Origin of the sequence: Nocardiopsis sp. CC223A, assembly GCF_030766825.1 — a bacterium.
Taxonomy (GTDB): domain Bacteria; phylum Actinomycetota; class Actinomycetes; order Streptosporangiales; family Streptosporangiaceae; genus Nocardiopsis.
Genome location: NZ_JASFDV010000040.1, coordinates 19,561 through 31,862, shown reverse-complemented (window position 1 = coordinate 31,862; position 12,302 = coordinate 19,561). Strand labels below are relative to the sequence as shown.

Genomic DNA, 12,302 nt, shown 5'->3' with positions numbered 1-12,302 from the left:
TCTCCGACCTACGCTCCCTCAACACCACCGCCCTGTCCAGATCCGGAACCCGCATCCGAGGGCGGGTTCCGGCTGCTGGGGCGCAGCCTCCCCAAGGAGCTGGACCTGCTCGCCGCCAAGCGGGACGGAGACCTCGTCACCGTCAAGGACGACCCACACCCTGATGCTCTTGGAGGAGCGCCGGACTGCCTCCCGGGCAATGTCCGCCACCCTCACTCCGGTCATGACCGGGAAGGGCAACGACTACGACTTCCGGGGCTGAGGGCGCGCGGGCTCCCCGGCACGCCGGGGAGCCCGCGCACGGGGTCACCGTGCGAGGGTGAAGGCGGCCCAGGTGTGGGTGCCCAGGTCACCGAACGGACAGACGGGCGAGTATCCCCAGGCTGTGGACAACTCCTGGACCATGAGCAGCCCGCGCTGCCCCTCGGCGGTCTCCCAGTCGCCACGGGTGCGCTCCGTCGGGATGCTCGGAACACCCCCGCCGAGCCCGTCGTCGGTGAACCCCAGGATCAGCGAACGGCCATCCACCGACCACAGGGTCCGGACCACCTGCCCCGTCTCCTGGCCCGAGGCGGTGTACTTGACGCAATTCGCAAAGAGCTCACTGCCGCAGAGGATGAGGGTGTCGGCGAGGTCGTCGTCGAACCCGGCCAGGTCGGCGCGCAGGTCCCGGCGCACGGTGGACAGGCGGGACAGGTCGCCGGAGTAGAGGCGGTGGGTCCACAGCCGGGTCGGGGTCATCATGCGCCCACCCCCGCCGTCTGTTTCTGCTGCTGTTCCTGCCAGCGGCGCACGGCGTCGGCCAGGTCCTCGAACGTCACGGGCGGCGGGGTGGGGGCGAGCAGGTCGCCCTCCCCGAGACGCGGCTTGGGGATGCGGGGCGCGGTCCACTGCTGAAGGCGTGCGGTGGCGGCGGCCTGGATGCGGGCCTGTTCGTGGGCGGTGTAGTAGGGCCGCACGAGCGCGATGTCGTCGGCGGGGAAGGTCTCGCGCGGCTCGGCCAGGCGCGGGGCGGCGGGCGACAGGGGCCGGACGGCGGGTGCGGGGTTCGCGGCGTAGCGGCGGACCCGGGAGGCACGGCGCCGGTGGTGACGACCGCGCGGGGAAGTGAACAGCGCTCGCAGCAGGGCGAAAGCAGCCCTGAAGAGCGCGGCAGTAAACTGGCTCACGCTGGCATTCCTTGTGTCTAAGGGTTGGATGCTGGCCACGACCCCGGGCGCTGGACAAGCGTCGCGGGGTCACGAGTTTTTTCGGTTGTGGGGCCAGGATAAGGCAATCCGAGGGCTGCGTGCACATTTTTCGGACGGATCTCCGAAGAAGATCCACACCCGCATGTTTCGCCAGGTCAGGGCGTTGGAAATGGAGAAGTCGAGTGGCTTTTCCAGGAAAAAGAACCATAAGTTCGATTTGGTGGATTTGGTGCGATCAGCGGAGTTCCGTGCCCGTGTTTCTGCATGACGAAGGCCCCGAGCGACGCCCGGAGCCTCGTGCGGTCAGGGTTACTTCTCGGTCGCCAGGGCCGCGACCCACTCCGAGGAGGAGAAGGTCAGGTGCCCGGCCTCGCGGTTCTGGGTGTCGCGGACGTCCGTACCAGAAGTGTGCTCGCGGGTCTCCACGCAGTTCGAAGACGAGCCACTGTAACTCGACTTGTGCCACTCAGTCGAGATGGTCATCACCACTCCCAAGGTGAAGGGTCATGCGGAACTGTCCGGAGCCTTCCCTCCCCGGCGGACGCCCACGCATAACAAAGGCTCTGGGATGCCGTCCGGGGTCTTGTGCGAATGTGGTTACTTGGCGGTCGCCAGGGTCGCGATCCACTCGGAGGAGGAGAAGGTGAGGCATCCGGCGTCCTGGTACTGGGTGTCGCGGACGTCGACACGCTCGGGGGACTCGCGGACCTCCACGCAGTTCGCGGAAGCGCCACTGTAACTCGACTTGTGCCACTCGGTACTCACGACACCATCTCCCGGAGACGCTGCATGCTGATCATCGGTGGCAACGATACCGACAGGGCATCCCTTAAAAGTTCTCGTGCCCGGCCGAGAAGCGCATCGTTGTACACCTGGTTTCCTTCTAGCTGATCGGCTGCAACTATCTCCTGACCGTCGTGGAGGCGGAAGAGCATCATCGGACCGGGGATGCCCATCAGCAGGGTCCCCTCCGGGAGTAGGTGGACGGCCACCCGCTCCGGAAGGTTCAGCAGGTGCTCGACCTGCTCCGTCCGGACCGGCTCGGGCACACAGGTCAGCGCCGTCACGGGGAACACCGCCGCGACGGCCGCGGAGATCTGGCCCAGCTTGTTGGAGCGCATGCGCGCCAGGCGCTCCACGTCGACGACCTTCCGGCCCGCCCGGTAGACGGCCTCCGCATAGCCCGGGGACCAGAGCAGGCCGGGCACGACCACGGGGGACACCAGGTCGATTCGCGTCGCTTCGCGTTCGAGGTAGTCCACGTCCCGCAGGAACGGCGGCAGCTCCTCGTTGACGGAACTCTTCCACGCCTCCAGCAACAGCCCGTCGGTGCCGAGCGCGGCGTCCAGCGCGTCCACGGCAGGGCGGGAGGGGCGGGTCTTGCCGGAAAGGTAACGGGACAGGGACGCCTGCGAAACCCTCGAACGCGCGGAAAGCGACTTTTGCGTCATTCCCGACAGTGTCAGGTGGGTTGCGAGCACCTCACGGAAAAGAGGGGAAACCATGAAACAGGTTGTACAACAAGTTCCCCGCTCGTGTCCTCGGTATTCGGAAAGTCATCCTCCGCTGGCGCATAAATCAAGGGTGGGCGCACTCTGGGGGCATGCACGATTCGACAGAGTTGCAGGAGACCGAAACCGCAGTGTTGGCGCTGCACTCGGCCCTGCGCCGCCGGGGGGTGGCTGTGGTGGACGGCGACCTCCCCGGCTCGGTGCGGGCGGAGCACGCGGGGCGGCGGATCACCGTCCGCCTTGTGGACGGGCAGTGGTGGCGGCCGATGCCCGGCGAACCGCACGCCGCTGTCCCCCTCGCCCGCCAGGGGGGCGAGGATCTGCTCGCCCGGCAGTTGGTCTGTGAACTCCTGGGGCGGTTGTGACCGGCGACGGCCCCCTCACCTGGGCCGAGTTCATCCGCCTCACCCGGCCCCGCACACCCCAGGTCCCGCGGCCCCGCCCGGCACAACCGCCTCCGCTGCCCCGCCGCCGCTCCCGCACACCCGAACACCCCGGAAAGGACACCGCGATGCCCACCGCCCCCGACACCCGCCCCGCCCGGTGCGGCCGACCCGCCACCCGCCTCCAGCGGGAACGGGCCGACGAACTCTTCGACCTGCTCTCCTCACTCCTGCGCGAGGCCGCCGACCCCGACGCCGACACCGCCGCGCTGCTCCGCGCCGCCGACCGGGCCTTCGAGGCCCTGCACCGCCACCTCACCCGCGGCGGTGCCCTGCCCCAGCCCTGGCGCGACGCCCGCCACTGAACCCGGGCAGCCATGGCCCCGGTCCACTGAAGAAAAGGGATGAGAACTATTCCTTTACAGGCAGCAATTCCAAGAATACTCTCGAAGAGACGCGCTCCTTCTCTCCCTGAGGAGACCTCTTGGAGTTCACCAAGATCAGTGGCGGCTGCGAGGACGACCAGTGTCCCGCCGTGTACACGACCGATCGGAAGAGCTACATCGTGCAGGGATACGCGATCAGTGACCCGGACGTCCTGAAAAAGCTGGGACTCCCGCCGGGCGAAGGCGCCGTCGAGATTCCCCACGCCCTTCTGGAGGGGCTTCGTGGCGAAGCTCGATGACGACCGGTTCGAGGCCCTGTTCACCTCCTCCGTCAAGAGTGTGTTCCGCCTGGAGACCCTGCCCGTCTACAACCCGGTGTCAGAAGGGGGGAAGCTCCGCGCCTACATGGCCGGTGAACCCTGCCCCCGGGTGGGCGTGGTCACCCCGTACATGCGGAGGATCATGGATCATGTCGCGCAGGGCGTTCGCCGCTACCGCGTCCATGTCGTCCACAGTCCCCTGACGGACTACCTGCGGTACGAGATGGAGTGGGGGTACTCGTTCAACGCCCGGGCCGGGGAGGAGATCCTCATCCTCGACACCGCCGAGCACGGCCGCCCGGACGGTCTCCTGAACGAGGATTTCTGGTTCTTCGACGAATCCCACGCGGTGCGGATGATCTACCGCGAGGACGGCGAGTACCTGAGAAGCGAGCTCGTGGAGAACCCCGATCTGGCGCATTACCGCGCCCAACGTGATCTCGCTCTGGCCCAGGCCGTACCCTTCGACCAGTATTGGAGTGCCCACCCGCAGTACCACCGGGACTGATAGCCATATCTGAGTCGTTCCAACAGGACCGCGCCGAGCTGGCCGACCGCCTCCGCCGGCTTCGCGCGGTTTCCGGCCTGTCCGGGACACGTGTCGCCGAACTCCTGGACTGGAGCCAATCCAAGGTCTCCAAGATCGAGACCGGGCGGGTCACCCCCTCCGGCGACGATGTGCGATCGCTGCTGAACCTCTACCGCCCTCAGCAGGATGAACACGCCGAAACGGAGCAACTGGCGCGTGCGCTGAACGACCGTTACAGGTCCCTGAGGATGCTGCGCAAACGCGGCCTGCACCGGACCCAGGAGGACATCGGCCGAAGGACCCGACAGGCCGAGACGATCCGTTCGTTCCAGCCCACGATGGTCCCCGGCCTGCTCCAGACCCCCGAGTACGCACGCGCTGTCTTCAGCCAGCCCCTGTCGAGCGGCGGGGCCGACGTGGCACAGGCGGTGCGTGCGCGTATGGAGCGCCAGACCATCCTGTTCGATCCACGGCACTCGTTCCATTTCGTGATCACCGAGGCCGCCCTGCGCTGGCGCCTGGGCAGCGCCGCGGCCATGCGCGCCCAGATGGACCGCTTGGCCAACCTCTCCACGGCGGAGAACCTCCGCATCGGCGTCCTGCCCTGGAATGTTCCCGTCCCCCAAGTACCGAAGAACGGGTTCGTCCTCCTCGATGAGGAAGAGGTCTCGGTGGAGAGCTTCACGACCCATCGGAACATCACCGAGTCCCGCGACGTCCGCTTCTACCTGGACGTCTTCCAACTGTTCGCGGACGCCGCCGTCTACGACGACGAGGCCCGGGCGTTCCTGGCCGAGCTGGCACGCGACCACACCTGACGGCCTCTCATCGGGTTGATCTCACCGAACCGCCACAGAACTATTCCTTGATCATCTAAAGTTCCAGGAATAGTCTTCCTTCATGCGGGAGCGAAGGCCCTCGCCTCGCCCTCACCCTCTCGGAAGGACGCCCTGTGGAGCAGCAGACCGCTTACGAGCCCCCGACCGTCACCGACCTCGGTGACGCCCGCGAACTCATCCTCGGCACCGGCGCGCACGACACCGCCGACATGAACACCGCCCGGTACAACTGATCCGCACGATGACGACGGCGTCGAGCGTGGAACACGCGCTGACCGCCCCCGCCGCCCGGCACCCCGCGGTGCCGGTGCGGCACGTCGGCGACGAGCGCCGCGGGGCGATCCTGTTCGGCGAATGTCTCGCCGACCCCGCGGACGTGGAGAAGGAGTTCGCCGCCACAGGGACCGCCCCGCCCGCCAAAGCCCTACAAGCGCTTCGGGCGTTCCCCGGCCGCTACGGGGTCGTCTGCCACGACACGGACGAGACGGCGGTGACCGGTGACCTCGCAGGGGTTCTCCGGGTCTGGTTCAGAGAGGCCGGTGTGAGCGCCCCGGCCCGCTTCGCCCTGACTCCGACGGCACTCCTCAGCACGGACCGGCCCCGAATCAATTCGGGCGGCCTCGCTGCACGGTTGTTCGCCCCCGATGCCGTGGGCACCCTGCCCGGTGGCGGTCCGTTCCAGGGGATCACCGAACTCCCCCAGGACCACATGCTGGTCCTGCGCGGCGGTGCGGCGCGGGTGGAGCGGCTCCGATTCCCCTTCCGGTCGGCACCGGATGTCGATCCTGTGGAGGCGGCCCGGACCCTGGCCGCCGCACTGACCCATGCCGTGACCGCACGGTTTCCCCGTTCCGGCCGAGTGACCGCCGATCTCAGCGGGGGCATGGACTCCTCGTTCACGGCCCTGCTCGCGGCCCGGCACCACGGTGACGGCGACGTGCAGGCGATCACCTACACGGACCGGTTCGCCGACAACACCGATGACCTCGCCCACGCCTCCCGCCTGGCGAGCACGGTCCCCGGCCTGCGCCATCAGGTCGTCCACGGCGGCCCGGACACCCTGCCGTTCTCCCTGCTGGACCGTGCCTCGTTCACGGACCTGCCCAGCGCCGACGTCGTCCTGCACGCACGTACCGCGCACCGGCTGGCCCCGGCCGGCGGAACAGAGGTCCATTTCGCCGGAGACGGCGGGGACGCGGTCGTCGGCGCCCCGATGACCTACCTGGCCGCGCCCGCACGCACCCGGGAGTTCCTCCGGGAGTGCCGGGGCTGGGCGGCGCTTCGCCAGCGCCCGTTCCATCGGGTTCTCCGAGCGGTGTGGGCGACCTCCCGCCGGTCCTACGCAGAGGCTCTCCTGGATGCCGCAGAGCGCTTGTCACACCACGCCACCGCAGACCGGGCCGATGCGGTACCGCCCTGGGAGGCGGCGATCGGTTGGACGGCGATAAGCCCTCTGGCGGCCTGGGGCGCACCCCGGGCCCGGGGAGAAGCGGCGGAGCGGCTGCGCCAAGCGGCCGTGTCGGCGCACAAGGAGAACGACGGCGCCGACGCCCATGCGCTGCGGGCCGTGCGCTGGCACGCGGCCACCAGCCGGTCCTTCCTACAGGTGGCCCACGCGTGCGGGGTTCGAGTGGCGCTGCCGTTCTTCGACCACCAGGTGCTCGCCGCCTGTCTCTCCGTCCCCGCCCGGCACCGCGTGTCGACGGTGCGGGCCAAGCCCCTCCTGGCTCAGGCGTGGAGAGCGGCGTTCCCCGGCGAGCGGTTCGAGCGAAGCACCAAGGGCGACTACGGGGCGTGCGAGTACCACGGGGTGCGCCGCAACGCCAACCGGCTGCGGGCGCTGTTCCGGGAGTCCCGTCTGGGCGACCTGGGGGTGATCCGCCCCGCCCTCGTGCTGGCGGCGCTGGACGCGGCGGTCGAGGGCCGACGGGTGGCGATGGGCGCGCTGGCCGACGCGGTGGCGGCGGAGGTGTGGCTGCGCGGTCTCGACGACCGCACGGCGCCGGACGAGCACGGGGAGCGGGCATGACGGTTCGGTGGAGTGTCGCACCCGGTGTCCACTTCACGGGCACCGATGACGGTGCGGTGCTACTGGATCTGGCCTCGGGAAGGTTTCTGGCACTGAATCCGACAGCCGCAGTCGTGTGGAGAGGACTCACGTCCGGTTCCACCATCGAAGAGGTGGCGGGGGAACTGGCGGCGACCTGGGGCGTGGACAAGGAGCGGTCGCTCGACGATGTCCTGCGCCTGACAACCGACCTGCGGGAACGGGGAGTGCTCGTGGACGCGGAGACGGACGGATGAGCACGCACATGGCACTTCCACCGCTGCCCCCAACCCGCTGCGGGCCCCTACGACTGTCGGCCGGTCTGATCGGTTTCACCGTCGCGGTCACCCTGTCGGCCCTGCCGATAGGACGCGCGGTGCGGGTCGTCGGGTGGCTGCGCCGCCTGGTGCGCCGCCCCGCAGGCTTCGATGAGGCGATGGTCGCCGTGGTGGCGGCGCGCCGCGCCGGGGTGTGGTTCCCGGGGCGGGCGGCCTGCCTGGAGAACTCGTTGGCGGCGGTGTTCACCGCGGCTCTGCTGGGGCGTCGGGTCGACTGGTGTGTCGGGGCGCGGATGATGCCCTACACCGCCCACGCCTGGGTCGAGGCAGAGGGGCGGCCGGTGGGAGAAGCGGCGGCACCGGATCGGCCCTACCTGTTGATCATGCGCGTGTGACCGCGCGAACAAGAGACACAAGGGGAGACATGGAGTACGGATCCGCCGTGCGGGCGGCGTTGGCGGCCGTGGACGAGGACTTGTACACCCGCAGGCCCGATGGGGGACTGGTCACCCAGTCCACGGCGGCCTCCGCGATCACGGAGGCGCTGGCCCGGCTGGACGTGAGTCCGGGGATGCGGGTACTGGAGATCGGCACCGGGTCGGGGTTCTCCGGGGCGCTGCTGTCGGAGCTGGCGGGGCCGGCGGGCGAGGTGGTGTCGGTGGAGGTGATGGCGGACCTGAGTGCGCGGGCCGCCGACCTGCACCGCGGGCAGGGCCGGCGCAACGTGGTGCCGGTGGTGGGCGACGGGCTGCTCGGGGCGCCGGGGCACGGGCGGTTTGACCGGGTCGTGGCGTGGGCGCGGCCGGAACTGGTGCCCGGGGCGTGGGCGGCGCAGGCGGTTCCGGGCGCGCTGCTGGTGCTGCCGGTGGACGTGACGGCGCGGGCCAAGGCCGGGGCGATGCTCCGGGCCCGGGTGGACGCGGACGGGGTTCCGCACGGGGAGGCGCTCTTCGAGGGTGGCTACGTGGAGCTGCACGCCGAGGTGCTCGATCAGTGGTGGATACCGCCCCGGGGCGTGGGCGCCCTGGTAGAGCACGGGGCGACGGCGTGGTGGCTGTCCGCCGGGTGGGCGGCCGGAGACCGGGAGACGGCCGAGCGCGTGCTGCGGGAACTGGCGGCGGAGGGTACGCGAACGCCCGTGCTGGCACAGGGCGAGGGGCCGCGCGGCATCGCTCCGTACCTGTACGCGACCCGGGCCGAGGAACTGTGCACGGTGGGCGCGCAGGGCCTGGGCTGGGGGCTCGGGTACGCCGACCGGCAGGGGGCCGCGGTGTTCACTCCGGGAACGGGCGAGGTGCTGCACGCGGGTGACGGGTCGGCACTGGCGCGGCTCCGGGGGTGGGCCGCGGACTGGCGCGGGGCCGGGCGGCCCGGGTACGCGGAGCTGGTCCCCGTACTGAGCCGGGTGGGGAACGGCTGGCGGGTGCGGGCGACGATGTAGACCTGTATGCCACCGTCCGCGCTACGCTCGGGGGTAGCGGTCCGAAGCAGGAGGGCTCCCCGGCGCGGCCGGGAGTCCTTCGGTGCGCCGCCCGGGGTGGGAGACGATGGTCCGCCTGCGAACCCGGAAGCGCTCCATGCTCGCTTGAAAGCCCGGCCGCAGATGGCGTGGCCCCGGCCGTGCCGGCCCTCCCCCACCCCAGGGAGCGGGGCAAGGCGCCCCCGCGACCTCTGCCACCCAGGGGTTGGGGCAGGAGTGTCCTCGGCGCCCGCTCCCGGGAGGTGAAATCCGCTTCTGGGACGAACCGGAGGCGAACCTCAACCCCAGGACGCAGCGGGCGGTGGCCAGGGCCGTCCTCGCCCTCGCCCGCGGCGGGACCCAGGTGTTCGTCGCCACTCACAGCGTGTTCCTGCTGCGGGAACTCGAACTGCTCCTCAACGAGGAGCCCCCGGAGAGCTCGATCGAGCCCCGTTACATCGGTCTCTACCGGGAAACTCAGACGGACGAGGGTTCGCTTTCCCGGGCGGTCCGGGCCGAAGACGCCACGGACCCCGCGGACCTGAGTGCGATCGCCGCCCTGGAGGCCGAGTCGTCGCAGAGTCTGCGCTACCTGGGAGTCTGACTCCATGCCGGTGGAAGTCGAGATCGATGGATCCTTCTTCGTCTTTCCCGAGGGCTGGGAACTGGAGAGGTCGGACGAGTGGCCCGAACAGCGCAGGGCGACACCATCGCCGTTCCATTCCAAAGGCTGCGGCCTCGTGTCCGTGAAGGACGGCACCCTGTGGCTGATCGAGGTGAAGGACTATACGTATCCGGGCGCGGAGGTACCGGACGACCTCGCGGAAAAGGTCGGCCTCAAGTTCTTCCGCTCCCTGGCCGTCCTGCACATGGCCGCGCGCTGGGGGCAGGGGAGCCGGCGGGAATTCAGCCTGGCGGCACTGGCCTGCCCCGAGGCCCGTGTGCGCCTGGCGGTGGAACCGCCCGACGGAGGGCGCAGGCTGATCGGGGTGGCGACCCCCCTCGCCGGGTTGAAGGACAGGCTCAGGCGCGTCACCAAGAAGTTGAACGTCCACCGCCCCGTCGTCGGCGACTCCCACCTGATGAACGGCGTCCCGTGGGAGATCAGACGGAATCCCGAAACCCGTGACGCACACACCGACCGGTGAGGCGGCCCGCATCACGGCGGCGCCCCTCCTCAGCCCCAGCGTGACTCCCGCCGCCACTCCCGGGCGGGGCCGACGGAACCGGATCGCCCCCGGTTCTCGCCACGGCCACGACACCTCCCCTTTGCGCCGTCCGTGTACAGGTACGGGCGGCGGCCGAGTCCTTTGGGAGCGGAGCTTCCGATGGGGGTGTTCCGTGTCGAGCCGCGGATGGGGCGAGTCCCCGTCAGAATCTTTTCGATCCCGGTTGTGACACTCACGGCGGCCACGGCCATGTCCTGGGTGTCGGCATCAACCGGAGGCCGACGCACGGGAAGGAAGATCATGTCGCACACCACGGTCCGAAAGCTGTCGCTGGCAGGCATGGCACTCGCCGGAGCGCTCGCGTTCGGTCTGACCGCCTGCGCCGGCGGCGCAACGTCGTCCCCGCTGGCGGGCGGTGGCACCGGAACGGTGCCGACCGCGATCCAGGTGGGGGCGACCACACAGGACGGCACGAACATCATCGCTTCGACCAGCGTCGGAAAGCACGTGTTCCTGCTGGGCAGGAACGGGGACGACTACCGGTTCAGCGCCTTCGTGGACGGCGACCCGGGCGAGAGCTGGGAGAACTTCGACGGAACCCTGACTCCTGCTCCCGACGGGATCGCGCTGAGCGGCGCCGGGAACTTCCCCGACGCCGCGCTCGGAGGCATCGCCACCGTCCACGGCAGTGTGGGGGAGGAGGTCACCGGCGTGGAGATCCGCACGAACGGAGGCGACGACGTCACCGCCGAGGTGGCCGACGGCTACTTCATCGCCGCGTGGGAAGGGGACGACTTCTACGACCGCGACACCTTGGGCGCCGTGTTCGTACTCCGCTTGAAGGACGGCGGTACCTCCGAGATCGGCTACCTCGACGTCACCGAGGGCTGACCCGACCCATGTTCCGCCGCACGGGTGCTGAGGGCGAGGCGGTCGTCCCCGACGACCGCTTCGCCGACATGCACCGAGCCCACTACGCCGACCTCGTCCGCTACTTCGCCCGCCGGGGCGCCCTGAACGACGCCGACGAACTCGCCGCCGAGGTCTTCGTGATCGCCTGGCGCAAGCTCCCCGAGGACCTCGACGACCCCCGCCCCTGGCTGTTCGGCGTGGCGCGGAGGGTACTCGCCGGTTCGCGCCGGAGCCGGGAGCGCAAGACCGGACTCGACATCCCCCTGGACGACGACGGCAGGGAACCCGCATTGTCCGTCTCCACGCACAGCGGCGAGATCAGTATCCGCACGGACCTGCAACGGGCCTGGAACCGGCTCAAACCGGCCGACCAGGAGATCCTCGCGCTCACCGCGTGGGAGGGCCTCACCGCCGCCGAAGCGGCCACCGTGCTGGGAATCCGGCGTTCCGGGGCCGCGATGCGCCTGAGCCGCGCCCGGGAACGGCTCCGGGCACTGCTCCAGAACCCCCGTCCCACCAGGCCTCTGCTCCCGCAGGAAAAATCATGAACGACGAATACCCAGAACAGGCGCTCCTTCGCACGCTGGACCCCGCCCCCCAGGAGGTCTCGGACGCGGCCCGGGCCCGCAACTACCGCCGGGTCGTCGAGGAGGTCGCGCGTTCCCGCACCCGGGCCCGCCTCACGGTGCCCTTGCCGCGCCTGAAGATCGCCATCGCCGCCGCGTGCGCGGTCGCGGCCGGAGTCCTCGTACTGCCGCAGTACGTCCCCGACGCCCGTCTCCCCGGAGTTTCGACAGAGCAGGTCACGGTGATCACCGTCGGGAGCGTCACCGACATCGGCGTGCTCATCATCGCGAACGTCACGGTCGGGGACACCCAGTTCCTCCTGGGGCGGATGGGTGACGACCACAGGTTCAGCGTGTCGTTCAACGGCAGCGATCCCGACGACAACTGGGAGCGGTTCGAGGGATCAGTCCCCGCACCCGACGACGGGCTGCTCCTCGCGGGCGCAGGCAACTTCCCCGACGCCGCCAAGGACGGGCTCGCCTACGCCTACGGACCCGTCGGGGCGGACGTGGCCGCGGTGTCCGTCATCACCCAGAGCGGGGAAAAGGTGCCCGCGACCATCTCCAACGGGTGGTTCCTCGCCGCCTGGGAGGGCCGGGACTTCTACGACGCGGAGACCCTCGGCAGCCGGTTCACCCTCACCCTCCGGGACGGCACCACCCGCACCGTCGACTACCTCGACACCCCGAGCGTGCTCGACCACTGATTCATC

20 protein-coding genes are annotated in these 12,302 nt (G+C 70.0%); 15 read left to right on the top strand and 5 right to left on the bottom strand.

Features of this window, described 5'->3' with window-relative positions:
- Positions 1-306: 306 nt before the first annotated feature.
- From QJS33_RS17195 to QJS33_RS17175, 5 genes are all read right to left on the bottom strand, one after another.
- On the bottom strand, positions 307-744 hold the full coding sequence (locus QJS33_RS17195; RefSeq protein ID WP_306369007.1) for an ATP-binding protein: 438 nt from the start codon (positions 742-744) through the stop codon (positions 307-309).
- Positions 741-1,169: a hypothetical protein gene (locus QJS33_RS17190; RefSeq protein WP_306369006.1), complete on the bottom strand. Its 429-nt coding sequence runs from the start codon at positions 1,167-1,169 to the stop codon at positions 741-743. Before QJS33_RS17190 ends, QJS33_RS17195 begins: the two co-directional genes overlap by 4 nt.
- 330 nt (positions 1,170-1,499) lie before the next feature.
- Positions 1,500-1,673: a DUF397 domain-containing protein gene (locus QJS33_RS17185; RefSeq protein ID WP_306369005.1), complete on the bottom strand. Its 174-nt coding sequence runs from the start codon at positions 1,671-1,673 to the stop codon at positions 1,500-1,502.
- A 114-nt stretch (positions 1,674-1,787) separates the two neighbouring features.
- Positions 1,788-1,955 (bottom strand): DUF397 domain-containing protein, encoded by a 168-nt coding sequence (locus QJS33_RS17180; protein WP_306369004.1) that lies wholly within the window; start codon positions 1,953-1,955, stop codon positions 1,788-1,790.
- Entirely contained in the window at positions 1,952-2,641 is a 690-nt protein-coding gene (locus tag QJS33_RS17175) for a Scr1 family TA system antitoxin-like transcriptional regulator (RefSeq protein ID WP_306369003.1), read from the bottom strand. The genes QJS33_RS17180 and QJS33_RS17175 overlap by 4 nt, the downstream gene beginning before the upstream one ends.
- 152 nt (positions 2,642-2,793) lie before the next feature.
- Here QJS33_RS17175 and QJS33_RS17170 point away from each other — a divergent pair, with 152 nt between their 5' ends.
- The 15 genes from QJS33_RS17170 (at position 2,794) to QJS33_RS17100 (ending at position 12,296) form a co-directional block, all read left to right on the top strand.
- Entirely contained in the window at positions 2,794-3,066 is a 273-nt protein-coding gene (locus QJS33_RS17170; protein ID WP_306369002.1) for a hypothetical protein, read from the top strand.
- Positions 3,067-3,212: 146 nt separating this feature from the next.
- Complete coding sequence (locus tag QJS33_RS17165; protein ID WP_306369001.1) at positions 3,213-3,449, top strand: hypothetical protein; 237 nt, start codon at positions 3,213-3,215, stop codon at positions 3,447-3,449.
- 119 nt (positions 3,450-3,568) lie between these two features.
- On the top strand, positions 3,569-3,769 hold the full coding sequence (locus tag QJS33_RS17160) for a hypothetical protein (RefSeq protein WP_306369000.1): 201 nt from the start codon (positions 3,569-3,571) through the stop codon (positions 3,767-3,769).
- The gene (locus QJS33_RS17155) at positions 3,753-4,298 is read left to right on the top strand and encodes a DUF6879 family protein (RefSeq protein ID WP_306368999.1); all 546 of its coding nucleotides are present in this window, start codon (positions 3,753-3,755) and stop codon (positions 4,296-4,298) included. Before QJS33_RS17160 ends, QJS33_RS17155 begins: the two co-directional genes overlap by 17 nt.
- Entirely contained in the window at positions 4,265-5,137 is an 873-nt protein-coding gene (locus tag QJS33_RS17150) for a helix-turn-helix transcriptional regulator (RefSeq protein WP_306368998.1), read from the top strand. Before QJS33_RS17155 ends, QJS33_RS17150 begins: the two co-directional genes overlap by 34 nt.
- A 134-nt stretch (positions 5,138-5,271) precedes the next feature.
- On the top strand, positions 5,272-5,391 hold the full coding sequence (locus tag QJS33_RS17145) for a lasso RiPP family leader peptide-containing protein (RefSeq protein WP_306368997.1): 120 nt from the start codon (positions 5,272-5,274) through the stop codon (positions 5,389-5,391).
- A gap of 8 nt (positions 5,392-5,399) precedes the next feature.
- Positions 5,400-7,187, top strand: coding sequence for an asparagine synthase-related protein (locus tag QJS33_RS17140; RefSeq protein ID WP_306368996.1), 1,788 nt, complete (start codon positions 5,400-5,402; stop codon positions 7,185-7,187).
- A complete protein-coding gene (locus tag QJS33_RS17135; RefSeq protein WP_306368995.1) occupies positions 7,184-7,462 on the top strand; it encodes a PqqD family peptide modification chaperone in 279 nt (92 codons plus the stop codon). Before QJS33_RS17140 ends, QJS33_RS17135 begins: the two co-directional genes overlap by 4 nt.
- A gap of 8 nt (positions 7,463-7,470) precedes the next feature.
- Positions 7,471-7,878, top strand: a complete 408-nt coding sequence (locus tag QJS33_RS17130) for a lasso peptide biosynthesis B2 protein (protein ID WP_306368994.1) — start codon at positions 7,471-7,473, stop codon at positions 7,876-7,878.
- Between the two features lie 29 nt (positions 7,879-7,907).
- Complete coding sequence (locus tag QJS33_RS17125; RefSeq protein WP_306368993.1) at positions 7,908-8,924, top strand: protein-L-isoaspartate O-methyltransferase; 1,017 nt, start codon at positions 7,908-7,910, stop codon at positions 8,922-8,924.
- Positions 8,925-9,168: 244 nt separating this feature from the next.
- Positions 9,169-9,546, top strand: coding sequence for an AAA family ATPase (locus tag QJS33_RS17120; RefSeq protein WP_306368992.1), 378 nt, complete (start codon positions 9,169-9,171; stop codon positions 9,544-9,546).
- A gap of 10 nt (positions 9,547-9,556) precedes the next feature.
- A complete protein-coding gene (locus tag QJS33_RS17115; protein WP_306368991.1) occupies positions 9,557-10,090 on the top strand; it encodes a hypothetical protein in 534 nt (177 codons plus the stop codon).
- A gap of 321 nt (positions 10,091-10,411) precedes the next feature.
- Entirely contained in the window at positions 10,412-11,002 is a 591-nt protein-coding gene (locus tag QJS33_RS17110) for a hypothetical protein (protein ID WP_306368990.1), read from the top strand.
- Positions 11,003-11,010: 8 nt separating this feature from the next.
- Positions 11,011-11,571: an RNA polymerase sigma factor gene (locus QJS33_RS17105; RefSeq protein WP_306368989.1), complete on the top strand. Its 561-nt coding sequence runs from the start codon at positions 11,011-11,013 to the stop codon at positions 11,569-11,571.
- Positions 11,568-12,296: a hypothetical protein gene (locus QJS33_RS17100; RefSeq protein WP_306368988.1), complete on the top strand. Its 729-nt coding sequence runs from the start codon at positions 11,568-11,570 to the stop codon at positions 12,294-12,296. The genes QJS33_RS17105 and QJS33_RS17100 overlap by 4 nt, the downstream gene beginning before the upstream one ends.
- Positions 12,297-12,302: the final 6 nt, after the last annotated feature.

Excerpts from the sequence above, each read along its gene's own strand:
- QJS33_RS17140 (WP_306368996.1), top strand. The coding sequence starts at position 5,400 with ATGACGACGGCGTCGAGCGTGGAACACGCGCTGACCGCCCCCGCCGCC.
- QJS33_RS17175 (WP_306369003.1), bottom strand. The coding sequence starts at position 2,641 with ATGACGCAAAAGTCGCTTTCCGCGCGTTCGAGGGTTTCGCAGGCGTCC.
- QJS33_RS17100 (WP_306368988.1), top strand. The coding sequence starts at position 11,568 with ATGAACGACGAATACCCAGAACAGGCGCTCCTTCGCACGCTGGACCCC.
- QJS33_RS17105 (WP_306368989.1), top strand. The coding sequence starts at position 11,011 with ATGTTCCGCCGCACGGGTGCTGAGGGCGAGGCGGTCGTCCCCGACGAC.
- QJS33_RS17165 (WP_306369001.1), top strand. The coding sequence starts at position 3,213 with ATGCCCACCGCCCCCGACACCCGCCCCGCCCGGTGCGGCCGACCCGCC.
- QJS33_RS17110 (WP_306368990.1), top strand. The coding sequence starts at position 10,412 with ATGTCGCACACCACGGTCCGAAAGCTGTCGCTGGCAGGCATGGCACTC.
- QJS33_RS17135 (WP_306368995.1), top strand. The coding sequence starts at position 7,184 with ATGACGGTTCGGTGGAGTGTCGCACCCGGTGTCCACTTCACGGGCACC.
- QJS33_RS17125 (WP_306368993.1), top strand. The coding sequence starts at position 7,908 with ATGGAGTACGGATCCGCCGTGCGGGCGGCGTTGGCGGCCGTGGACGAG.
- QJS33_RS17185 (WP_306369005.1), bottom strand. The coding sequence starts at position 1,673 with ATGACCATCTCGACTGAGTGGCACAAGTCGAGTTACAGTGGCTCGTCT.
- QJS33_RS17130 (WP_306368994.1), top strand. The coding sequence starts at position 7,471 with ATGGCACTTCCACCGCTGCCCCCAACCCGCTGCGGGCCCCTACGACTG.
- QJS33_RS17195 (WP_306369007.1), bottom strand. The coding sequence starts at position 744 with ATGATGACCCCGACCCGGCTGTGGACCCACCGCCTCTACTCCGGCGAC.
- QJS33_RS17170 (WP_306369002.1), top strand. The coding sequence starts at position 2,794 with ATGCACGATTCGACAGAGTTGCAGGAGACCGAAACCGCAGTGTTGGCG.